This window comes from Sporosarcina koreensis (assembly GCF_042655825.1).
In the GTDB taxonomy this organism is placed as follows: Bacteria; Bacillota; Bacilli; order Bacillales_A; family Planococcaceae; genus Sporosarcina; species Sporosarcina koreensis.
The window spans coordinates 1-23,377 of the sequence record NZ_JBHSNP010000006.1 but is presented as its reverse complement, the minus strand read 5'-3'; the positions used below and the strand labels follow the sequence as shown (position 1 = coordinate 23,377).

Sequence of the window (23,377 nt, the reverse complement as noted above, 5' to 3'; positions counted from 1 at the left end):
AATAAACGTTTTTGCCCACGCAAAAACACCTCCGATGTTAGTACTTTTTACAAGTGTACCACTCCGAAGGTGTTTTATATTGTCTCAAAAATTTAGGTTAGCCCAATGGGTAGCCCCCTTCCAGCTGCTCTTTTTATATGGAAAAGGTTCATTTTTTCAACGTCAGGGTCCATTCATCTGCTCTCGGGGTCCATTCTCGACAGCAAGGTCCATTAAATACTATCCCTTTGTTAAAATTTGCTTGTTTGATGATAAATAATCTAAGGCTATTTCTAAATCAATGTCGGAATTCAGATGTCGAGGTGTCCAAGGTATATAAATATCGGGTTCAATCCCCTTTCCTGTCATCCCCATGCCTTTGTCAATTCTTGATAGTCGAGAAGTGGGGTACATAAATTCAAATCCTTCAGGCCATTCCTTACTAACAAGATTAGCATAATCATTTAAACCCATTGTTGGTCTCCCAATCACTATTACTTTATTAGATTTCTTGCATATTTCTACGAAGGAATCACCAGAACTGCCACACATATAGTCTGATAAAACCACAATTTTCTTTGGATTATAGCTACCTTTAATAAAGGTAGCCGGGAGAAGAGAACCAAAATCAAATTCTACAAAACCCTTTCCTTTGTTGCTCTGCCATTCCTTTTCAAAGGCTTTTAAAAAATGTTGTGCTTGTTCGTCCTGAATGTGATTTAATACACTTTTGATTTCTTCCAGTGATCTTTCTGCATTAGCATCTGTACAGTTAAAAAGCATTCTATCTTCCGGATCAGCCAACTCAACACCCTCTACAGGCATAAGGTAGGGGAGCAGAGGATAAAAGCTGGAATCACTGCCTCCATAATTTATTCGGACATCAACAATCCAATTATCAGTCAAGTCTAGCAGGGTTTGATTTTCCTCGATTAAGGTGACTATCGCATCGGGGTTCATAAAATCAGTAATGGTTAGCAATATGGTATCATTATTTATTTTTTTAACAGAGTATGTTGGAACATGTTTTTCTTTTTCATAATAGCTAAATTTAAAAACATCGGCGGTACCCTTACTGTCCTTAATCTCCCCATATTCATATAAAGAGAGAATAGGCATCCAATTTTCCCTTTCATTGTGGTTCTCATTCAATAATCGACGATGTTTCCTGCTTAACTCAGGAATGGTATAGCCTCCAACTGATTTAAAGAACATTCCTTTTGTTAATCTTTTTTCACTACCTACTTGGGTAACATAAAGATATTCGTTATAGCGACGCACACGAAATCCTGTATCCAACGATTTGTCGTTTTCTAAATCGCTTTTATCATAAAAGTAAATATGCTCGTCATTAAAATCCAATAAATAATCCTTAATTATCCCTGTAAACTTTTCTCGCGTTAATTGATTGCTTTTCATTAACTGCAGTATTTTCCTAAAAAATTCATCCGGATTATCCCATCCATTTTTATCTTTAAATCCAGCATAATCATGGTGCATAATATGAACAATTTCTTTGAAAATACTTTCCACTTCATATTCCTCCTAACAATATTTGTCATATGATCCTTGCGTATTAATCATCACACAGGTACACTAGCTTCAATTCAGAATTCCCTTATACGGGAATGGAGGTGAAGGATTTGGATTTCGGGAAAACATTCAAAGAGATAAGGTCAGCTAGAGGCTTTACAATTAACAATTTGGCAGATGATTATGTTTCTAAATCAACGATTTCGAGATTTGAAAGATCTGAGGCTGATATAACATTAGAAAAATTAATTCACATAATGGATAAAGTAAAAATATCGATGCGAGAATTTGTGTTTCTAACGAAGACAGCTCATGCAGACGTCTCTTCGTTAGAGCTGCTGTCTAAAGTTGTGATGGATGGCAACCTTGCTCTGTTGGAAAGGTTAGTCGATGAGGAATGGGCAAGGTTTGAAAAAACCGGCAGTAAATATTCGAAGCTGTCTGCGATTGTATTAGAAGCTCATTACAAGAGTCTGACCAATAGGGAGATAGAAATAAAAGAAAGTGATATTGAATTTTTAACGGATTACTTGTTTCAGTGTGAGCTTTGGACTCAGTTTGACTTGGTATTGTTCGGTGATTCAATGTCATATCTTCCAATTGAAACATCTATCGTTTTGTCAAAGGAATTAATTAAGAAAACGCAAGTATTCCATAAAGATCGCCAAATCTTCGAAACACTAATTAATACCTTAATAAACATCACGTTGGTATGTATTGAAAATGACAGAATGGATACTGCAGAAGACTTTATCGTTACGTTAAAGAAGCTTGACATAGATGAAACATTTTTCTTGGAAAGGGTTATATTGAAATTCGTGATCGGCTTATTCCTCATAAAAAAGGGGGAGATAGACCAAGGAGAAAAACAAGTAAATGAAGCTCTGCAAGCGATGAAATTGGCTGATGCACTTAGACTGGAAGAAATCTTTCATACCTTTTATGAGAGAATTAGATAAAATAGCTACTAAGTATCTTTTACTTGTGGATTTGTCAGGTAAATACTCTTACAAAAAAGCTTGTTCACATTGCTATATGACAGGAATTTTTCCTGTCATGTTTTTTTATACGCCCGCATAAGATGGCAGTGAACGTACAAGCAAAGGGAGGAATAGTATGCAAATCCAGACGGATAACCCATCATACGCAATCCCATCGGGTGATCATGTCGTCACGATGCGGAACCGAAAAAGAATGGATCTTACATCTGTAAAAACGATCGACCGGTTCGACCAAGAGGAGTTCATTGTCCGGACATCGCAAGGAGTACTAGTAATACGCGGGGAGGAGCTGCGCATCGTCCATTTGGATGTAGACAAAGGGCTTCTTACTTTGGAAGGTACGATCGGCACGATGCAATACGACGAAGAAGATGCAAGTTCGCGTGGTTTCCTCCATAAATTATTTGGATGAGTCTCTCCGTCCAGTTTCTTAGTCTTCTTGCAATGATTGGGACAGGCATTGGGGCCGGGGCTTTCATGGATTTGATCGGAACGGGCGTGGATGCGACCGGCAAGAAATCGATTATCCGGAAATACGCGGTCCCTTTGGAAGTAATCGGATGGATCTTGATTGGGTGTGCATCGTTCTACGTTCTTTTCATAGTCCGGGATGGGGCATGGAGGATGTATGATCCGGTTGCACAAATTTGCGGCTTGCTGTTATACGCCTCGATTTTCCACCGGCCTTTCAGGTTTTTCGGGAGAATCCTGAATATGTTGATCATCAAACCGATTTGGTTCATCATCATGCTCGTTGTGAAGATGATCAGCTTTATCGTCAAGCTGATCGTCAGGATTGTGAGATTCCTTCTTTCTCCGTTCATCTTTCTCTATAACAAAGTCTATAACTCTCTCTTTAAATCCGTTGAAGAATGATGTATAATTACTAGACTTATCGGATTTCGTTAGTAATGAGGGGGAGTGCAGGACATGGAGCAAAGGAAAAGGAAATCATCCACGACCGTTGCATCGATTGAAACTGAATATGTCCGCTCGTTGCGTAAAAAAGAAATTTGGAGAAACAAGCAGAAAAAGCGGCTTCGACGGAAACTGTTCATCTATGCGGTGATCGCATTCGTGGTGCTCGGCGGGTTGACGAATATGTATATTCAGCAACAGCAGACACTGAAGGAGAAAGAACAGCAAAAAGTGGAGACGCTCGCAAAGTTGGAAGAAGTAAAGGAAGAGCAAGAACTTCTTAAAAAACAACTTGTGAAACTAGATGATGATGACTATATTGCCAAGCTTGCGCGGAAAGAATATTTCTTATCTGATAAAAATGAAATCATCTTTACTGTTCCTAAAAATAAGAAGAAAAAAGACGAAAAAGATGACGGAAAAGAGTAGTCTTATTGACACTCTTTTTTTGTTGGCTATAATGAAAGTAAGGATCTTGCACTTGCAGGACTCGCCATATGGTAAAAGGCATCTGAAAAGAGGCCGTTTAAATCTTAAGGAGGAGCATTTTTTTTATGTCAATTGAAGTAGGCAGCAAGTTACAGGGGAAAGTTACAGGGATCACAAACTTCGGTGCGTTCGTCGAACTGCCGAACGGTTCAACTGGTCTGGTCCATATTAGTGAAGTAGCGGACAATTATGTGAAGGATATCAATGACCACCTAAAAGTAGGCGATATGGTTGAAGTGAAAGTGATGAATGTCGGCACTGACGGAAAAATCGGGTTATCGATCAGAAAAGCGAAACCGGAAGCTGAACGTCCTCAACGCCCTCAACGTCCTCGTCACAGCGGTGGCCGTCCTAGCCATAATGACCGTCCAGAGAATTTTGAGCAAAAGATGGCGAAATTCATGAAAGACAGTGAAGAGCGCCTTTCAACTTTGAAAAGAGCAACAGAATCTAAACGCGGTGGCCGTGGCGCAAGAAGAGGGTAACTTGCTGGCTGTTTCAATTAGTGGAAATGAATCTCTTATGAGCGATCTGGCATCTATTTAAGATGTCGGGTCGTTTTTTTGTGTAAAGGATTTCAACCTGTAGCTGCCGAATAATTAATGAAAAGGGGGCTGAATTGGAATGAATGAAATCTTGGGCAATCTTAGAAAGTACTTGGAATGGGCGGAGTCGCTCCATTCAATGACCGAACAACAGGCGGATACACCTTATCAAGAGGGAAAATGGACGCCGAAGGAAATTCTTATGCATATGGCGGAGTGGGATCGATTCACTTTGGAGCATCGGCTTCACCGTTTGAAAGAATCAGAGAAGCTTGAGGATGTAGAGTGGGGACCATTCAATGAGCAAGCTGCGAAACTTTCAAAACAATATTCTTTTGATGAAGTGATTGCATTGGCAAAGCAGTATCGGCAGCAGATTATTGAATGGCTTGAAGGCTTGGATGAAGCGGAATGGACGAAACCATTTAACATCGGCGAGCATGTTTTGACATTGGAGGATTATTTCTCGGATTTTGTTTGGCATGATTCGCATCATAAGGAACAAATCGAGTCGATTCGATAAGAAGAGAAGAACGTTTTTGATTTATGCGCGTCTGCGGGGATTTATGCGTTTTTGGAAAGAGTTATGCGTGAGTTTCCTGTTTTATGCGTGATTCAGCAAGGTTATGCGTAAGTTTTCCGTTTTATGCGTGATTCCAGCGATTTATGCGTTTTTGGGTATAAAAAAAGCGGCCAGTCTGAAGACTGGCCGCTTTCCTTTAGTTATAGCGGCGGAGGGGGTCGAACCCACGACCTTTCGGGTATGAACCGAACGCTCTAGCCAGCTGAGCTACGCCGCCATGTTGTTCAAATGAATCCGAACGACAATAACCATAATACAACGGTCGACGGAGTGTGTCAACCTTTCGTTGTAAAATAGAAAAACGCTTCGGAAGAAGTCGAAATATTTCTAGATCACTTTGTCAGGAACAGACAAATTCTTTGGCTTGACCTATGTATACTCAGGGACAAGTAGACATAGGGGGAATGTGGAGATGAAGATGATAGGCAATCTTGAAAGACCGGTAGGCCAGCAGATTCGTCATGTGTTCAGCGCGGTGGGCAAGCGGAAGATGTATGTTTTGATGGCGGCATTCTTTTTACTAAGTACGTTTTTCTTGTCGCAAGCTGTTCTATTTAACGCGGCGGTTCCTTTTTTTCTGCCAATATGGGCATTGGCACAAATGCGATTCAGGAATCATCTCATCTATGTATTCATCGGGGGAATTGCGGGAGGGGCTTTTTTAGGGCTTGGACAAGCGGTGATCCATTTATTGCAGCTGCTGTTGTTCAATGTGGTGAGCAAGCATCCGCTTATGCGAAAGTCGATTCCTTTGACGGTCGCAGGGACGATCATTGTCGTCCAAGTTCTTTGGCAGTTTGTTATGAATAGCGGGCATACGCCTGTCGAAGTGCAGTTGTCGATCGGTTTCGAAGCAGTCCTTGCTTTGTTCATGACGTTTTTCCTGTTTGTTGCATTTCCTCATCGGGAGCGCATTTTCTTCGGTCAATGGTCTCCGGAGCGTCTCGGGGCTGTTTGCATTGTCGGCATCATGGCGACAACGGGAATGGGCAATCTGATGGTCGGTCCGATTTCGATTTCGGGATTGCTTCTTCATTTCACCATTTTGTTGGCAGCGCTTGCAGGCGGTCTCCCTTTTTCCACGACAATTGCGATGATGATCGCGGCGATTGCGGGAGTCGCTGAGTTATCGTTCACTGGGATGATGGCCGTGTATGGCATGACGGGGTTTTTCGCAGGCGCTTTCAAACGCCTTGGGAAGTTGGGTATTGCGACAGGCGGCTTTGCGGTATCCGTTTTCTTCTTCTTATATGATTTTACCTTGCCGCTTGATACGTCCCATTTCTTGACGATCGGCCTGGCGACATTCCTGTTTTTCTTCGTCCCCACGAAGAAAGTGGAACCGATCAGCCGGATGATCACGCCCAGCGGTCAACAAGATATTTCGGTGAAGAGGCAGCAATGGTTAACCGATCGTCTTGATGAGCAATTGTCCGATTTTCAGCAGTTTGCTGAATTCATGTCCAATCTCGTCAATGATCGTTTCGCTTCGGATGATGGGAATGCTGCTCAGAACATCCCGTCAATCTGCCAGTCCTGTTTCAGATATTCGAAGTGTTGGGAGGGGAATGAAGAAGGGATGGCCCGTCTTCTTTATGAATGGGAAGGGACGTATTCCGCAACGAAGAAGGCGGCACGCCATCGTGTCGAGGAACGAATTAAATATAAATGCATCCGCTCTTCAGGTTTGATTTCCGAACTTGAGGAATCAGCTTCCAATCATCTGTTAATGGGGCAGCTGCAGCACGGTCGGAAAATGCTCGCATTGCAGTTAAGGGATATGAGCAATCATTTGGAGAAAATCATGAATGACATAAAAGGGGAGTTGACGGTTAACCATCTTGCAGAAGAGGAATTGGGGAAGCATTTGCAATCTCAAGGAATCGAATATTATCAGATCGACATTTTATCTGAGGAGAAGGGTGCCTACCGGATCGTTATTTCAACTCCGGAAAGGCGTTCCGATTTCGAGACGGATACGACTGTGGCGGAACGTCTCATATTACCATTATTAGAGGAGGTCTATCGGGAGCCGTTTAAAGTGGAGAAGACTGCTGTGCTGCAAGATCCTTTCCCGCATATTCAAATTATGTTCTGCTCGGCTGTCCGCTTTTCATTGGAATACGGAATTGTGGCAACGGCAGGGGGAGGGGCGTTCCATGCGGGCGACGCCTATGAAGTGTTTCCGATTCACGACGGCCTCACCGCTGTACTACTGTCGGACGGAATGGGGCATGATATGAATGCCTATCGGGAAAGCCGGAAAGTGATACGTCTTATGCGGGAATGCCTGGACCGGAAGATGGATCCAGAAACAGCGATGCACACGTTGCATTACATGATGTCGTTGAACGGGCTTGATGATATGTACGCAACACTTGATTTGGCGTTACTTGACTTGCAGGACGGACGGCTCTGGTCCTGGAAGGCGGGTTCGATGAGCACCTATATAAAAAGAGGCCAGGATTTCCTACGGCTTGACAGCAAATCGGTTCCTGTCGGATTCCTCCCGTCGTTTTCCGTGGAAGCGACAAATGAGGAATTAAAATCGGGTGACGTTATCGTCATGTTGACAGATGGCGTATTCAACGGATCGGTAACGATTGAAAAGCAGGAAGACGCGATCTATGGAATATTGGAAAAGTACGAGCACCTGTCCAGCGAGCCATTGGCCGACCGTATTATGTCTGAAATGGAAAGGAAATTCGGCATTGTTGCGGATGACCGAACTGTGCTCGTAATGAAAGTTGAACACGTTTTACCGAAGTGGACGACAATAAAGCCCACAAATCGATTTATTTCCCGGGAAAAAGTTATGGGGTAGAATAGGAGGAAATGATAAGAGAACAGACGGAGGGGCGCAACATGAACGTGTTTGAAAGGAAGATCCTTGATTTTATTCAAAAAGAGGTATTGCTGTCATCGGGCCATCGGGTACTTGTCGCATGCTCCGGCGGGTTGGATTCGGTCGCACTTTTGCTCTTTCTGGCAAGTATCCGCGAAAGACTGCGGATTGAAGTGGCTGCCGCCCATGTCGACCATATGCTTCGTGGAAAAGAGTCCTCAGATGATGGCAAGTTTGTGCTAGCGTTATGTGAAAAGCTCGGAATTCCTTTTTTCGGTGGTAATGTGCCTGTCCCCTTTATTTTAAATATGGAAGGCGGTAATATGCAGGACGTCTGCAGGACCGGGAGATATGCTTTTTTCAATGAAGTGATGCAGGCGGAAGGCTATGACATTCTGGCAACCGCCCATCACGCCGAAGACCAATTGGAGACAGTGCTCATGCAATTGTCCAAAGGGAGCGTCCCTCTTGGCGTCCCAGTGAGTCGGCCGTTCGCTGGAGGCACCGTCATCAGGCCGTTCCTGCCGGCAATGAAGGAAGAGCTACTTGCGTATGTAGAGGGGCAAGGAGCACAATTCAGGGAGGACCCGAGTAACGATAGCGACTCCTATTTGCGGAACCGGCTGCGCCATCATGTCGCACCCTTCATCTTGTCGGAAAATCCATCCGCGGCTCTGAATGTCGCCAAAATGACGATAGGCCTGCAAGAGGATGAAATGCTGTTGGACAGCCTTGCAAAAGAGCGTTTCGAGTCCATCGTTACGTTCACCAAAGACGGGCTTCCGACCTTTGCACTGGATCTGTTCAGAAGCATGCACACCGCTTTACAAAAGCGCTTCATTCCACTACTATTGAATTATCTATATTCCGGGGAAATCATACCTGTTGAATACAACACAGCCCTTTTGAATCAATTGCATCATCACTTGTCCGCAAGTGATGGAAATGTCACGGTCGACCTGCCGAAAGGGTACCGGTTTGTACGGGAATACGGCACTGTTTCGATTGTGAAAAATGAAGAAGTCCTTAGTTCTTCCATTCAGAGGTTGGAAAAAGGCGAATGGACAAGCTGGGGCGATATGCTGTTATATTGGGACGATGCGAATGGACATGATGGGGAAATTGCCGAAATGATGTATTTCGATCTACCTGATTCTAATTTGCCGCTTTACGTAAGAGGCCGAGAAGACGGGGACCGAATTATGCTTCCAGGCATGGCTCGGCCAAAGCGTTTGTCCAGATTGTTCATTGATGAAAAAATCGGCGCCGAAAAACGGCGAAAGCTGCCGGTTGTGACAACTGCGCACGGTGAAGTTTGCGCCATTCCTGGCGTACGATATGGCATCCAGTTCAGGAAACATAAAACGGAACGGGAAACGTACATATTCAAAATGAAGGAAAAGTGAAAATCTTAACGGAAAAGAGAGGGAACTCGATGTTGCAAAGAGATATTCAAGAAGTGCTCATCACAGAAGAAGAAATCCAAGAGAAAATAGCGGAATTGGGTGCCGTGCTCACGGAAGACTACCAGGATAAATTCCCGCTTGCGATCGGTGTCCTTAAGGGAGCTCTGCCGTTCATGAGCGATTTGATCAAACGGATCGATGCGTATATCGAATTGGATTTCATGGACGTATCCAGCTATGGAAATGCGACAGTGTCATCCGGAGAAGTGAAAATCGTCAAAGACTTGAATGCAAGTGTGGAAGGCCGCGACGTATTGATCATCGAAGACATCATTGATAGCGGTAAAACATTGAATTACTTAGTCGAACTTTTCAAATACCGGAAAGCGAAATCCATTAAAATCGTCACGTTGCTTGACAAACCAACGGGCCGAAAAGTGGATTTGAAAGCGGATTATGTCGGATTCCTTGTACCTGATGCATTTGTCGTCGGTTATGGGCTTGATTACGCAGAAAAATATAGGAACTTGCCTTATATCGGTGTATTGAAAAAGGAAATCTACTCTTTCTGAAAGCTTTTCAACAAACCTTTACGAGGGGCGATGGAAAGCTTTTTCCATATTCGACCGGAAGCCGGCATACTATCAGCCTCGGTCGTATAGCGTTCCGCGCATGTGGCTGAAGGAGAATTCCGTATTCTTCACCTTAGCAAGAAAGGCATTTCCTTTGTAGGTTGAATCTGTTATATGATAAGATTTACAATAGTTTTCTGTTGAAAGAAATGAGGAGGCTTGGGATGAATCGTATACTTCGATACTTTCTACTATACGGATTGATCTTCCTTGCAATTATGGGGATTTTCAGTTCACTAAATAATCCAAATCCGAAAACGAAAGAGATTCGGACGGATGAATTCTATACTGCTTTGGAAAAAGGCGAAATTGAATCGATTTCGTTTCAACCGGTCCGAGGTGTCTTGACTGTTGAAGGTACGATGAAGGGCTACGAAGAGGGTGAGAAATTCATCACAAACATCCTGTCAAACGATCCTTCTGTTATGGAGGAAATTCGTGTTGTCGGGAAAACAAACAACCCACAATTCAATGTCCAACAAGCACCTGAAACAAGTGCATGGGTAGCCTTCTTCACAGGATTGGTTCCATTCATTATTATCATCATCCTATTCTTCTTCCTATTGAATCAAGCGCAAGGCGGCGGTGGCGGCCGAGTCATGAATTTTGGAAAAAGTAAAGCGAAGCTCCATTCCGATGATCGCAAAAAAGTCAGATTCACAGACGTTGCGGGTGCGGATGAAGAGAAAGCCGAGCTTGAAGAAGTTGTGGATTTCTTGAAAGATTCTCGTAAGTTTGCTGAACTTGGAGCGCGTATTCCTAAAGGTATCCTTTTGGTTGGACCTCCTGGTACAGGTAAGACGCTTTTGGCACGTGCCGTTGCGGGCGAAGCCGGCGTGCCGTTCTTCTCGATTTCCGGTTCGGATTTCGTTGAAATGTTCGTCGGGGTCGGGGCCTCCCGTGTCCGCGACTTGTTTGAAAACGCGAAAAAAAATGCGCCATGTATCATCTTCATCGATGAAATTGACGCAGTCGGACGTCAACGGGGCGCTGGTCTCGGTGGCGGGCATGACGAGCGAGAGCAGACATTGAACCAGCTATTGGTTGAAATGGATGGTTTCGATGGAAACGAAGGGATCATCATCGTTGCCGCGACGAACCGTCCGGATATTCTAGACCCTGCACTTCTTCGCCCAGGACGATTCGACCGTCAGATCACTGTCGGCCGTCCGGATGTAAGAGGCCGTGAAGCGGTCCTTAAAGTGCATGCGCGCAACAAGCCGCTTGACGAATCGGTCAATATGAAAGCTTTGGCGCAACGCACTCCAGGATTCTCGGGTGCCGATCTAGAGAACTTGCTGAACGAAGCTGCATTAGTCGCAGCGAGACGCGGCAAGGCGAAAATCGACATGGCGGATATCGATGAAGCAACGGACCGCGTCATTGCGGGACCGGCTAAAACGAGCCGTGTCATTTCCGAAAAGGAAAGGAACATCGTCGCCTTCCACGAAGCGGGTCACGTCGTTGTCGGGCTTATGCTGGATGACGCTGAGATTGTTCATAAAGTGACGATCGTCCCTCGAGGCCAAGCCGGCGGTTATGCGGTCATGCTGCCGAAAGAGGACCGTTACTTCATGACGAAACCGGAACTTCTCGACAAAATCGCCGGACTCCTTGGAGGACGGGTGGCGGAAGAGGTCGTCCTTGGAGAAGTTTCAACAGGGGCGCATAATGACTTCCAACGCGCTACGGGAATTGCGCGTTCCATGGTGACGGAATACGGTATGAGCGATAAGCTCGGACCGATGCAATTCGGCCAGGCGCAAGGAGGCAATGTCTTCCTTGGAAGGGACTTCAATTCCGAACAGAATTACTCTGACTCGATTGCATATGAAATCGACCAGGAAATGCAGCGCATTATTAAGGATCAATATGAGCGCACAAAACAGATTCTGACGGAGAATCGAAACTTGCTCGACTTGATCGCAACGACGCTTCTTGAAGTGGAAACGTTGGATGCGGAGCAGATCAACCACTTGAAAGATCATGGCACGTTGCCGGAGCGTCCATATGAACAAAATGGAAATGGCTCACAAAAGAAATCGGATGATGCAGATGCTGAAAAAGACACTGTGCATTCGGATTCCACGGGCGCGCCTGCTGATCCATCCATCGGAGATCTGCCGAAGGATAATGGTGGAGATCAATCCCTTCCTCCAATCGATGAGCATCGAAGAGATTGACGTAACGCTGCAACTTGAAAGGTAACATTCCAGTCGACTGCTTTTTAAGGCAGTCGACTGTTTTTATTTCTATCCAATATGGTATGATGTTTTGGAAAAAGTGAAAATGACGAATGTTAGCGAGGAAAAGAAAATGATTCTAGTATTGGATACGGGAAATACGAATATCGTTCTTGGCGTTTATGATAAAGGAGAATTGAAGTACCATTGGCGCATGGAGACATATAGGCAAAGAACGGAAGATGAATATGCCATGTCCGTGAAAGCGCTTTTTACCCATGTCGGCCTCAAATTTGAAGATATCAACGGCATCATCATTTCCTCTGTCGTTCCGCCGGTCATGTTCCCGCTTGAACAGATGTGCAGGAAGTATTTCAACATACGTCCGCTCATCGTCGGTCCTGGCGTCAAAACAGGGTTGAATATAAAATATGAAAATCCCCGTGAAGTTGGAGCGGATCGTATCGTCAATGCGGTTGCCGCCATCCATGATTATGGATCTCCGCTCATCATCGTCGATTTCGGCACCGCGACGACGTTTTGTTATGTAAATGAAAAAGGTGAGTATATGGGAGGTTCGATTGCGCCTGGCATCGGCATCTCGATGGAAGCACTATTCGACCGTGCATCGAAATTGCCTCGTGTCGAATTGATGCGTCCGGACCATATTATCGGCAAGAATACCGTTGCCGCGATGCAAGCAGGCATCGTTTATGGATATGTCGGGCTCGTCGAAGGTATCGTTGGCAGGATGAAGGAGCACAGTAAGGTGGAGCCGACTGTCATTGCGACAGGAGGTCTTGCCGAATTGATTGCCAGTGAGACGCAAGTGATCGATATCGTAGATAATTTCCTTACGTTGAAGGGGTTGCATTTGATTTACGAAAGAAATGTTTGAAGGGAGTAGACATGAATGACAGATTATTTGATAAAAGCATTGGCTTTTGAAGGAACGATTCGCGCGTATGCGGTGAATTCAACAAACGCAGTGGGTGAGGCACAGAAAAAGCATCACGTTTGGCCGACAGCTACAGCGGCATTAGGCCGGACGATGACAGCGGGACTCATGATGGGCGCAATGCTGAAAGGCGACGACAAATTGACGGTGAAAATTGAAGGGAACGGACCGGCTGGACCCATTGTCGTCGACGCTGATGCACATGGAGATGTAAGAGGGTATATTACGAATCCGCATACTCATTTTGATTTGAATGAACAAGGGAAACTTGACGTCAGACGCGCAGTTGGTACGGAAGGAATGCTGACAGTTGTGAAAGACCTTGGGTTACGTGACTTTTTCACAGGGCAAGTTCCGATTGTTTCCGGTGAAATCGCGGAAGACTTCACCCAATATTTCGTCGTGTCGGAACAGGTCCCTTCTGCGGTTGCGTTAGGCGTCCTTGTCAACCCGGACAATACTGTCAAAGCTGCAGGCGGCTTCATCATCCAGGTGATGCCGGGTGCAACGGAAGAGACGATCAGCCTGCTTGAGCAAAAGCTTGCAAACGTTGAACCGATTTCCAGGATGATCGACCGCGGATTGACGCCGGAAGAAGTGCTTGGAGAAGTATTAGGGAAAGACAATGTAGAGATTCTTGAGAAGATGGACGTCGCGTTCCGTTGCAATTGCTCGAAGGAACGTTTCGGCAATGCGATTATCGGTCTGGGAGAACAGGAAATCCGCGATATGATCGATGAGGATGGACAAGCGGAAGCGGAGTGCCACTTCTGTTTGGAGAAATATTTGTTCACGAAAGAAGAACTTGAAGGATTTATCGATGAAATACGGTCAAGGTCGTAACGTCCAGGAGACGGGCCCTCAAAAGCGGAGATTGAAAACGAAGCCGCTTCTTGTCCTGATCGGCATCCTTCTCGCCAGTAATATCCTTTGGTTCGTCGGATGGCTGACCCCTGACAAATCGAAGCAACCTGACGAGGAGGTTGCTTCGGTTGCGGGTGAGGCGATTACGAGAGCACAATGGATGACGGCGATGGAAAAGGAAGTTGGACGGGAAGTGCTTCTCGATCTCGTCAACAATAAAGTGATGGAGACGGCCGCAAAGAAATACGGCATCAAAGTGACCGATGAAGAAATCGAACTTGAACTTGCATTGATCACTTCGGTGGACGGTCGCTCACACTCGGGTTTGGATATTGAACAAACACGGCAAAAAATCCGGTCCAACCTAATCTTGGAGAAGGTGTTGTCGAATGACGTTGTGATTGACGACGCCACCGTGAAATCCTTTTACGAAAAAAATGAATCGCTCTATAATATATTGACCGCCTATCGAACTTCCATCATTACCGTTCCGACGAAAGAAGAGGCGGAGCAGGCGGTTGATGAGTTGTCGAAAGGCTCGAGCTTCGACGCTCTGGCAAAAGAGCTGTCGACCGATCTTGCATCGGCAAGCCTCGGTGGTGACATCGGCTATATAAATGCTGAGACGGAGACGATTGACCCCGCGATCTATAAAGCTGCATCCAAGCAGAAGGAAGGCAAGGACGGGGACGTTGTTGAACTGCAAGACGGTACATACGCTATCATTCTAGTGAATGAGGTGGTTGAAGGCAGAGCGTTCTCCTATGATGAGGTGAAGGAGCATATCAGGCGTGAACTTGCTATAGAGCAGCTCCCGCAATCGGTTAGTCCCGAAGCGTTCTGGAAAGAATTCGACGCAAAATGGTTTTATGGAAAATAAAATGAAAGCTGTTCAGGCCACCCGATAAATGAGTGGTTCTGAACAGCTTTTTTAGATTATACAGTTGGAAAAAGGGAAAGATTAAGGGAGGCATTATTGATTGACACTGTTCACAATCCGGGTGTACTATTAATACAATAAAACATATCAAATAAGTAGGGATTAGGAGTGGGTAGGAATGAGTAGAGTCGGGAACACGATCGCAGACCTTGTTGGAAAAACGCCTCTCGTCAAGTTGAACCGTATGGCGAGTCCGGACAGCGCGGACATTTATCTGAAACTGGAATACTTCAATCCGGGATCAAGCGTCAAAGACAGGATTGCGTTGGCGATGATCGAAGCTGCTGAACAATCCGGGGAATTGAAGGAAGGAAGTACGATCATTGAGCCGACAAGCGGGAATACGGGCATCGGCCTTGCGATGATCGCGGCGGCAAAAGGATATAAGGCGGTCCTTGTCATGCCGGATACGATGAGCATGGAGCGCAGGAACCTATTGCGTGCTTACGGGGCGGACCTTGTCCTTACTCCCGGGTCGGAAGGGATGAAAGGCGCCATCGGTAAAGCGGAAGAGCTTGCCGAAAAGAATGGCTGGTTCATGCCCCAGCAATTCAATAATGAAGCAAATCCTGAAGTCCACCGTTTGACGACAGGACCGGAAATTGCGGATGCGCTTGACCGCGTCGACGCTTTCATTTCAGGAATCGGCACGGGAGGAACGATCACCGGTGCTGGAAGTGTGCTGAAAGAGCGATTCCCGGACGTGCGGATCGTTGCGGTAGAACCAACCGATTCACCGGTACTTTCAGGCGGAAAGCCGGGACCGCATAAAATTCAGGGGATTGGTGCGGGCTTCGTCCCGAAAGTGCTAGATACGGAAATTTACGATGAGATCATCCAAGTGACAAATGACGAAGCGTATGATACGGCTAGAAGAGCGGCAAGAGAAGAGGGAATCCTCGGCGGCGTGTCTTCCGGGGCGGCCATTTTCGCAGCACTTCAAGTTGCAGAGCAGCTAGGGAAGGGCAAAAAGGTCGTTGCCATCCTGCCTTCGAACGGTGAACGCTACTTGAGCACCCCGCTTTATCATTTCGAAGAAGAATAAGAGATGTTTCTAGAAGGAGAGAGCTAATGAGGCTCTCTTTTTTTGTTGCTAATAGTAGCCTAAATTGCACTTCACACGTTAAGATAACTATATTACGAGGAGCTGGGGGAAAACGAAAATGGATCAATTGCATCCTAATTATAAAAAAGCTGAAATGACGAAGGAGCAATTCTTTTACGCATATAAACAACTTGCGGAAAAGGCGGAACAGCATGTTTTGCTGGAAAGCGGGCGCGTGGGCAAACTATGCATTGCGGGCATCGATCCGCTAGTGACATTGAAAAGCAAGGAATCTCGTTCATTGGAGCTTGAATGGCGTGACGGGACGAAGGAAGTGCGGGAAGGCGAACCGCTTGATCTAGTATCTTCGTTCGTCGATTCGATGCAAATGGACAGTGTGCCCGAGTTGCCGGACTTCCAAGGAGGCGCCATCGGTTTCATCAGCTATGACTACGCGCGGTCGTATGAGCCGATTCCTGAAATAGCAGTGGATGATCTCGACACGCCGGACATCTTTTTCTATTTGTTTGACCGCTGGGCAGTCCTCGATCTCGAAACGGAGACAGTCTATTTCATGACGCTGCCCGGACGGGGTCTCGATGCGTCGGAAGTGGAAATGGAATGGATGGAAGCTGCGGAAATCGGCATCGGGAAGCGCGGCATAGTACCATCTAGCAATTCAATCGATTATACAAGACCTGAAAATGTGGAAGTGTCGGTGACAGGACCGCAATTCGAACAGATGGTAAGGGATGTGCAGCGCTATATCGCGGACGGGGACGTCAATCAAGTCAATTTGACCGTCCGTCAATCTAAGAATCTATCCGCGGATCCGCTATCAATGTATGAAGCGTTGAGGTCTTTCAATCCGTCACCTTATATGGCGTCAATCGGAGCGAAGGGATTCGCCGTCGTCTCCGGCTCACCGGAATTGCTGCTGAAGAAGCGCGGAGCGGAGTTGAGCACGCGTCCTATCGGGGGCACCAGACCGAGAGGGGCTTCGGAAACCGAAGATGAAGCGTTTGAGCAGGACTTGCTTTCCAATGAAAAAGAAAAAGGCGAGCATATTATGCTTGTCGAACAGGAGTTGGAAGACTTCGGACAGGTTTGCATTCCGGAAACGGTGGAAACGGATGAATTCATGGTCGTTGAGCGGTATTCTCACGTCATGCATCTCGTTTCAAATGTAAGAGGGACAGCATCTCCGGAATTATCGAATGCAGCTATTATCAGGGGCGTGTTCCCGGGCGGTTCGATCACCGGCTCTCCGAAGCTGCGTACGATGGAAATCATCGAAGAATTGGAGCCGACGCGAAGAGGTTTATATACGGGGTCGATCGGATGGATCGGCTTTAACGGTGATATGGATTTGAATATCGTCATCCGGACGGCGTATATCAAAGGTGGAATGGCCCATATCCAAGCAGGCGCAGGTCTCGTCGCGGACTCCAATCCGAGAGCGGAATACGAGGAGTCGCTCAACAAGGCGAGGGCGCTTTGGCAGGCGAAGGAAATGGCCGAAGCGGCTGAATGAAAGGGGGATCAACTCCATGCTATGTTGGATGGACGGTGAATTCGAACAGGCGGAACACTTGCGGATTTCCCCCTTCGATCATGGATTTCTATATGGGGCGGGTTTTTTCGAGACATTCAGGACGTATGAGGGGCGCGTGTTTTTATTCAAGGAGCATATGGAACGCCTTCGTGGGGCATTGCGCGAATACCGGATTGCGATGCCTTACTCGGATGAGAAGATTTCGGAAGCGATTCAAGGATTGCACGAACGTTCAGGTGGACGTGACGGGTATTTTCGGCTGAATGTATCAGCCGGTGTTCATGATATCGGCTTGGCCCCTTCCGAGTATGGATCGCCGAACGTCATTCTGTTCCGGAAGGAGCTTGCGGTCTCGCCGCGGGGTACGGAGAAGAAGGCTGTCTGGCTTGAGACGGAAAGGAATCTTCCCGAAAGCCGGATTCGTCATAAGTCGCATAACTTCCTGAACAATGTGCGCGGGCGTTTGGAGCTGCCGTCTTTGAAAGAGTTGGAAGGGATTTTCCTCACGGCGGACGGCTATGTCGCAGAAGGCGTGACATCCAATGTGTTTTGGGTGAAGGACGGTGAATTGTACACGCCGTCAACTGAAACGGGGATTCTGCCAGGCCTTACACGCGGCTTTTTATTGGAGCTTGCGGCAAAGGCTGGAATGGATGTACATATTGGGCTGTTTGGGAAAAGTGACGTCGAGCGGGCGGATGAAGTGTTCGTTTCGAACTCGGTCCAGGAGCTCGTCCCCCTCTCCGCGGTAGGCGAACAGCCGATGCCGGGGGCTTCAGGGGTTTATTATGAAAAACTGCATCGATTATACGTGCAGGCGATTGATGGGATGAAAGAAGGGTAAAGCGATGGAATTATCGAAAGTGAAAGAGGTATACCGCCTAGGGATTACCGAATTTGATTTCAAAAAGGAGACGGCTGTCATGGGCATCTTGAATGTCACGCCGGACTCCTTCTCAGATGGCGGCAAGTACGGACAAATCGACGCGGCATTGAAGCGTGCGGAAGAAATGCTTCGGGACGGTGCGAAGATCATCGATATAGGCGGTGAGTCGACGCGTCCAGGGCATGCCCCTGTCTCACTGGAAATGGAACTGGAGCGTACGGTTCCCGTGATCGAGGCGCTCGTCCGGGAATTGGACTGTGTCATTTCAATCGATACATACAAGGCGGATGTGGCGGATGCCGCATTGAAAGCAGGTGCCAAAATCGTCAATGACGTTTGGGGCGCAAAACGTGAGCCGAGGATCGCAGAAGTGGCGGCCGCACACGGAGCGCCGATCATTCTTATGCATAATCGGGAAAATGCGGCATACGAAGGGCCGTTCATGGATGAAGTGATTGCGGATTTGGAGGAAAGTGTTTCGATCGCACGTAAGGCAGGAGTGCCGGAAAGCGATATTTGGCTCGATCCGGGCATCGGCTTTGCGAAAGATACAATGCAGAACGTCTTGGCGATGCAAGGGCTTCGCCGCATTTCAAATATGGGATATCCGCTTCTGCTTGCGACATCCCGGAAACGGATGATCGGCAACATTTTGGATCTGCCGGTCGACGAGCGGATGGAAGGAACCGGCGCGACGGTTTGCTATGGTATCGAGCACGGCTGCCATTTGGTACGGGTGCACGACGTGAAAGAGATATCCCGCATGGTAAGGATGATGGATGTGCTGTCCGGCAAGGCGGAAATGCGTTTCGACTGATTGCTTAATGGAGGGTTTGAAAATGGATTATATTCATTTGAACGAAATGGAGTTTTACGGCTACCACGGTGCACTTAAGGAAGAGAATGTCCTCGGCCAGCGTTTCCGGGCGAATGTATCGCTTGCGGTCGATTTGGCTGAAGCGGGTGCAACGGATGATTTGAGTAAGACGGTCAATTACGCGGAAGTATTCGAAGTTTGTCGTTCAGTAGTTGAAGGAGAGCCACGTAAATTGATCGAATCCGTCGCCGAGGAGATTTCCCGTCTCGTTTTGCAGAAGTTTGCCGGGCAAGTCCGCGGAGTCCGGGTTGTTTTAATAAAACCTGATCCGCCAATCCGGGGACACTACGCCTCGGTATCTGTTGAAATTACGAGAGGGCAGTTCTCATGAATACCGCGTACATTTCAATAGGGTCCAATATCGGGGACAGGCTGGAGCATCTTACGGAGGCGGTACGGGCACTTCATACCCACGAAAGGATCGAAGTGGCGAAAGTGTCTTCCATCTATGAAACGGCGCCTGTCGGCTATACAGACCAGGAGGACTTCCTGAACTTGGCCGTTTCTGTGGAGACCTCATTAGACCCGTATACACTATTGGCCGCTTGCCAGCAAATTGAGAACGGTTTGGGCCGTGTACGTGACATCAGATGGGGTCCGCGGACTGTAGACCTTGACATTTTACTGTATAATAACGACAATATTGAAGCGGAGAATTTGATTGTGCCGCACCCGCGAATGGGTGAACGGGCATTTGTTCTCGTGCCTTTATTGGAAATTGCGCCTGCCATCGGACATCCTGTAACGGGAATCCCGTTTGAGGTTCCTGGTGATGAAGGCGTTTTGCTTTGGAAGAAAATTGAGGAAGTCGAGCAGTTGTTGCTTGGTATATGAAAGGCATTCATGGCAATGCTAAGATTCGCAACGCCGTCAATGCAGGCTGCCATTATAGTGGCGGCTTTTTTTACATAACTAGTTTGTGTACAATAGGAACATGCCATCCGGCGTGAGGGATAACTGATGAAGGAGTGAAGGAAATGTCCCATTTGGATGAATTGAACGATCAGCTTTTGGTGAGACGCCAGAAGATGGATGAATTGCGGGAGGGCGGATTAGATCCGTTCGGCGCGAGATTCGAGCGGACGCACCTATCCAATGAAATCCGCGAAGCCTACGAGGGTCTTTCAAAAGAGGAATTGGATGAAACGGTGCATGAAGTGAAAATTGCAGGACGTATCATGACGAAGCGAGGCAAAGGGAAAGCCGGATTTGCCCATATCCAGGACCTCGGCGGCCAGATTCAGATCTACGTCCGTCAAGATGCAGTCGGTGAAGAAGCGTATGATGTCTTTAGCCACGCTGATCTAGGGGATATTGTCGGCATCAAAGGAAACGTCTTCAAAACGAAAGTCGGCGAACTTTCCATTAAAGCAACGGAATTTACGTTTCTGACGAAAGCCCTTCGTCCGCTGCCGGATAAATTCCACGGATTGAAGGATATCGAACAACGCTATCGTCAGCGTTATCTAGACCTAATCATGTCAGAGGAAAGCAGAGAGACGTTCATTACGCGAAGCCGCATCATCTCATCGATGCGCCACTATTTGGATGGACAAGGCTTCCTTGAAGTTGAAACACCGATGCTTCACTCCATTGCAGGAGGAGCAACGGCACGTCCGTTCATTACCCACCACAACGCTTTGGACATGGAGTTATACATGCGTATAGCAATCGAGCTTCATTTGAAGCGCTTGATAGTCGGCGGTCTTGAAAAAGTGTATGAAATCGGTCGCGTTTTCCGTAATGAAGGAATTTCAACAAGACATAATCCTGAATTCACGATGATCGAACTATATGAAGCGTATGCGGATTATAAAGACATCATGGAACTGACGGAAAACATGGTCGCTTACATCGCTCAAGACGTCCTCGGCACGACGAAAGTGCAATACGGCGACGATATTATCGATCTATCGCCGGGCTGGAAACGTCTGCATATGGTGGATGCAATTAAGGAATATACAGGCGTCGACTTCTGGAAGCAGATGACGAAGGAAGAAGCGCATGCTCTTGCAAAGGAACATGGCGTCGAAGTGGCAGACATGATGGACGTCGGTCATGTGCTGAATGAATTCTTCGAGCAGAAAGTCGAAGAGCAGCTTGTCCAACCGACATTCATTTACGGTCATCCGGTAGAAATTTCGCCTCTTGCGAAGAAGAATCCGGAAGATGAACGTTTCACGGACCGCTTTGAATTATTCATCGTACGCCGCGAACATGCGAATGCATTCACCGAGTTGAACGATCCTATCGATCAGCGCGCCCGTTTCGAAGCCCAGTTGGTTGAAAAGGAGCAAGGCAACGATGAAGCTCACGAAATGGATGAAGACTTCATTGAAGCACTTGAATATGGACTTCCACCAACAGGCGGCCTTGGAATAGGTATTGACCGTCTTGTCATGCTATTGACAAACGCTCAATCAATTCGTGATATACTTCTGTTCCCGCAAATGAGACATAAAGAGTAATCATATATAGAAGCGCTGTGCAATCACGATAAAATCAATGATTGCACGGCACCCGCTTCTGCTGGGCTCAATAAAGAAAACTTTTTTAGAAAAAAGTATTGCAATCAAAAAGACAAGCTGGTATAGTAATAAACGTTGCATTTCCGCTAAGTAAATAACCGCTTCAAAACAGCTTAAAACTTTTTGAAAAAAGTTGTTGACATCGGAATTGCAAACATGATATTATATAAGAGTTGCTTCTGACGGAGCGACGCACAATGAACCTTGAAAACTGAACAGCAAAACGTCAACAAATAAAGTTCTGGAGCCGACCCCGTCGGTGAAAAGAACAAACGAATCTTCGGATTCAAAATTGACATCTTAAATGATGCCAGCAAGAAACTCGAGCTACTCGAATTTCTCTATTATGGAGAGTTTGATCCTGGCTCAGGACGAACGCTGGCGGCGTGCCTAATACATGCAAGTCGAGCGGATTGAAGGGAGCTTGCTCCCTGATATTAGCGGCGGACGGGTGAGTAACACGTGGGCAACCTGCCCTGCAGATGGGGATAACTCCGGGAAACCGGGGCTAATACCGAATAATCAGTTTCTCCGCATGGAGGAACTCTGAAAGACGGTTTCGGCTGTCACTGCAGGATGGGCCCGCGGCGCATTAGCTAGTTGGTGGGGTAACGGCCTACCAAGGCGACGATGCGTAGCCGACCTGAGAGGGTGATCGGCCACACTGGGACTGAGACACGGCCCAGACTCCTACGGGAGGCAGCAGTAGGGAATCTTCCACAATGGACGAAAGTCTGATGGAGCAACGCCGCGTGAGCGAAGAAGGTTTTCGGATCGTAAAGCTCTGTTGCGAGGGAAGAACAAGTACGGGAGTAACTGCCCGTACCTTGACGGTACCTCGTCAGAAAGCCACGGCTAACTACGTGCCAGCAGCCGCGGTAATACGTAGGTGGCAAGCGTTGTCCGGAATTATTGGGCGTAAAGCGCGCGCAGGCGGTCCTTTAAGTCTGATGTGAAAGCCCACGGCTCAACCGTGGAGGGTCATTGGAAACTGGAGGACTTGAGTACAGAAGAGGAAAGCGGAATTCCACGTGTAGCGGTGAAATGCGTAGAGATGTGGAGGAACACCAGTGGCGAAGGCGGCTTTCTGGTCTGTAACTGACGCTGAGGCGCGAAAGCGTGGGGAGCAAACAGGATTAGATACCCTGGTAGTCCACGCCGTAAACGATGAGTGCTAAGTGTTAGGGGGTTTCCGCCCCTTAGTGCTGCAGCTAACGCATTAAGCACTCCGCCTGGGGAGTACGGCCGCAAGGCTGAAACTCAAAGGAATTGACGGGGACCCGCACAAGCGGTGGAGCATGTGGTTTAATTCGAAGCAACGCGAAGAACCTTACCAGGTCTTGACATCCCGCTGACCGGTGTAGAGATACGCCTTTCCCTTCGGGGACAGCGGTGACAGGTGGTGCATGGTTGTCGTCAGCTCGTGTCGTGAGATGTTGGGTTAAGTCCCGCAACGAGCGCAACCCTTGATCTTAGTTGCCAGCATTCAGTTGGGCACTCTAAGGTGACTGCCGGTGACAAACCGGAGGAAGGTGGGGATGACGTCAAATCATCATGCCCCTTATGACCTGGGCTACACACGTGCTACAATGGACGGTACAAAGGGCTGC

Annotated in this window: 21 protein-coding genes, 1 tRNA gene and 1 rRNA gene; 21 read left to right on the top strand and 2 right to left on the bottom strand. The window is 47.2% G+C overall.

The features are described 5' to 3' along the window. Positions 1-219 precede the first annotated feature (219 nt). A complete protein-coding gene (locus ACFPTP_RS02935) occupies positions 220-1,512 on the bottom strand; it encodes a S41 family peptidase (protein WP_381442042.1) in 1,293 nt (430 codons plus the stop codon). Between the two features lie 110 nt (positions 1,513-1,622). On the opposite strand from ACFPTP_RS02935, the gene ACFPTP_RS02930 reads away from it, so the two are divergent. From ACFPTP_RS02930 to ACFPTP_RS02905, 6 genes are all read left to right on the top strand, one after another. Continuing rightward, positions 1,623-2,471, top strand: a complete 849-nt coding sequence (locus ACFPTP_RS02930; RefSeq protein ID WP_381442040.1) for a helix-turn-helix domain-containing protein — start codon at positions 1,623-1,625, stop codon at positions 2,469-2,471. Positions 2,472-2,628: 157 nt separating this feature from the next. Beyond that, positions 2,629-2,925 (top strand): sporulation protein YabP, encoded by a 297-nt coding sequence (gene yabP, locus ACFPTP_RS02925; protein ID WP_381442036.1) that lies wholly within the window; start codon positions 2,629-2,631, stop codon positions 2,923-2,925. Continuing rightward, positions 2,922-3,389, top strand: coding sequence for a spore cortex biosynthesis protein YabQ (yabQ, locus tag ACFPTP_RS02920; RefSeq protein ID WP_381442033.1), 468 nt, complete (start codon positions 2,922-2,924; stop codon positions 3,387-3,389). Before yabP ends, yabQ begins: the two co-directional genes overlap by 4 nt. 54 nt (positions 3,390-3,443) lie before the next feature. Continuing rightward, on the top strand, positions 3,444-3,860 hold the full coding sequence (locus tag ACFPTP_RS02915; protein WP_381442031.1) for an FtsB family cell division protein: 417 nt from the start codon (positions 3,444-3,446) through the stop codon (positions 3,858-3,860). A gap of 125 nt (positions 3,861-3,985) precedes the next feature. Beyond that, positions 3,986-4,405: a S1 domain-containing RNA-binding protein gene (locus ACFPTP_RS02910; RefSeq protein ID WP_239433347.1), complete on the top strand. Its 420-nt coding sequence runs from the start codon at positions 3,986-3,988 to the stop codon at positions 4,403-4,405. A 139-nt stretch (positions 4,406-4,544) separates the two neighbouring features. After that, a complete protein-coding gene (locus ACFPTP_RS02905; RefSeq protein ID WP_381442027.1) occupies positions 4,545-4,988 on the top strand; it encodes a DinB family protein in 444 nt (147 codons plus the stop codon). 203 nt (positions 4,989-5,191) lie between these two features. Here ACFPTP_RS02905 and ACFPTP_RS02900 read toward each other — a convergent pair. Further along, positions 5,192-5,265, bottom strand: a tRNA-Met gene (locus ACFPTP_RS02900). A 195-nt stretch (positions 5,266-5,460) separates the two neighbouring features. Between ACFPTP_RS02900 and ACFPTP_RS02895 the strand changes: the two genes are divergently transcribed. The 15 genes from ACFPTP_RS02895 to ACFPTP_RS02825 form a co-directional block, all read left to right on the top strand. Further along, complete coding sequence (locus ACFPTP_RS02895) at positions 5,461-7,872, top strand: SpoIIE family protein phosphatase (protein ID WP_381442025.1); 2,412 nt, start codon at positions 5,461-5,463, stop codon at positions 7,870-7,872. Between the two features lie 41 nt (positions 7,873-7,913). Beyond that, the gene (tilS, locus tag ACFPTP_RS02890) at positions 7,914-9,299 is read left to right on the top strand and encodes a tRNA lysidine(34) synthetase TilS (RefSeq protein WP_381442023.1); all 1,386 of its coding nucleotides are present in this window, start codon (positions 7,914-7,916) and stop codon (positions 9,297-9,299) included. Positions 9,300-9,328: 29 nt separating this feature from the next. Next, a complete protein-coding gene (hpt, locus tag ACFPTP_RS02885) occupies positions 9,329-9,871 on the top strand; it encodes a hypoxanthine phosphoribosyltransferase (RefSeq protein ID WP_381442021.1) in 543 nt (180 codons plus the stop codon). 224 nt (positions 9,872-10,095) lie between these two features. Further along, positions 10,096-12,114, top strand: a complete 2,019-nt coding sequence (ftsH, locus tag ACFPTP_RS02880; protein WP_381442018.1) for an ATP-dependent zinc metalloprotease FtsH — start codon at positions 10,096-10,098, stop codon at positions 12,112-12,114. Positions 12,115-12,247: 133 nt separating this feature from the next. Next, entirely contained in the window at positions 12,248-13,012 is a 765-nt protein-coding gene (locus ACFPTP_RS02875) for a type III pantothenate kinase (RefSeq protein WP_381442045.1), read from the top strand. Positions 13,013-13,027: 15 nt separating this feature from the next. Next, positions 13,028-13,915: an Hsp33 family molecular chaperone HslO gene (hslO, locus tag ACFPTP_RS02870; RefSeq protein WP_381442016.1), complete on the top strand. Its 888-nt coding sequence runs from the start codon at positions 13,028-13,030 to the stop codon at positions 13,913-13,915. Further along, positions 13,893-14,816 carry a peptidylprolyl isomerase gene (locus tag ACFPTP_RS02865; RefSeq protein WP_381442014.1) on the top strand — a complete coding sequence of 308 codons (924 nt, stop codon included), beginning with the start codon at positions 13,893-13,895 and terminating at the stop codon, positions 14,814-14,816. The genes hslO and ACFPTP_RS02865 overlap by 23 nt, the downstream gene beginning before the upstream one ends. 178 nt (positions 14,817-14,994) lie before the next feature. Next, positions 14,995-15,921, top strand: coding sequence for a cysteine synthase A (cysK, locus tag ACFPTP_RS02860; RefSeq protein ID WP_381442011.1), 927 nt, complete (start codon positions 14,995-14,997; stop codon positions 15,919-15,921). A gap of 118 nt (positions 15,922-16,039) precedes the next feature. Further along, on the top strand, positions 16,040-17,455 hold the full coding sequence (locus ACFPTP_RS02855; protein ID WP_381442009.1) for an anthranilate synthase component I family protein: 1,416 nt from the start codon (positions 16,040-16,042) through the stop codon (positions 17,453-17,455). 16 nt (positions 17,456-17,471) lie between these two features. Further along, positions 17,472-18,320 (top strand): aminodeoxychorismate lyase, encoded by an 849-nt coding sequence (pabC, locus tag ACFPTP_RS02850; protein WP_381442001.1) that lies wholly within the window; start codon positions 17,472-17,474, stop codon positions 18,318-18,320. 4 nt (positions 18,321-18,324) lie between these two features. Beyond that, positions 18,325-19,179, top strand: a complete 855-nt coding sequence (gene folP, locus ACFPTP_RS02845) for a dihydropteroate synthase (RefSeq protein WP_381441999.1) — start codon at positions 18,325-18,327, stop codon at positions 19,177-19,179. A 22-nt stretch (positions 19,180-19,201) separates the two neighbouring features. Continuing rightward, positions 19,202-19,570 carry a dihydroneopterin aldolase gene (gene folB, locus ACFPTP_RS02840; RefSeq protein ID WP_381441997.1) on the top strand — a complete coding sequence of 123 codons (369 nt, stop codon included), beginning with the start codon at positions 19,202-19,204 and terminating at the stop codon, positions 19,568-19,570. Further along, on the top strand, positions 19,567-20,073 hold the full coding sequence (folK, locus tag ACFPTP_RS02835; RefSeq protein ID WP_381441995.1) for a 2-amino-4-hydroxy-6-hydroxymethyldihydropteridine diphosphokinase: 507 nt from the start codon (positions 19,567-19,569) through the stop codon (positions 20,071-20,073). The genes folB and folK overlap by 4 nt, the downstream gene beginning before the upstream one ends. Before the next feature lie 143 nt (positions 20,074-20,216). Next, entirely contained in the window at positions 20,217-21,707 is a 1,491-nt protein-coding gene (lysS, locus tag ACFPTP_RS02830) for a lysine--tRNA ligase (protein ID WP_381441992.1), read from the top strand. 403 nt (positions 21,708-22,110) lie between these two features. Further along, positions 22,111-23,377: ribosomal RNA gene (locus tag ACFPTP_RS02825) — 16S ribosomal RNA — on the top strand; the annotation flags it as partial.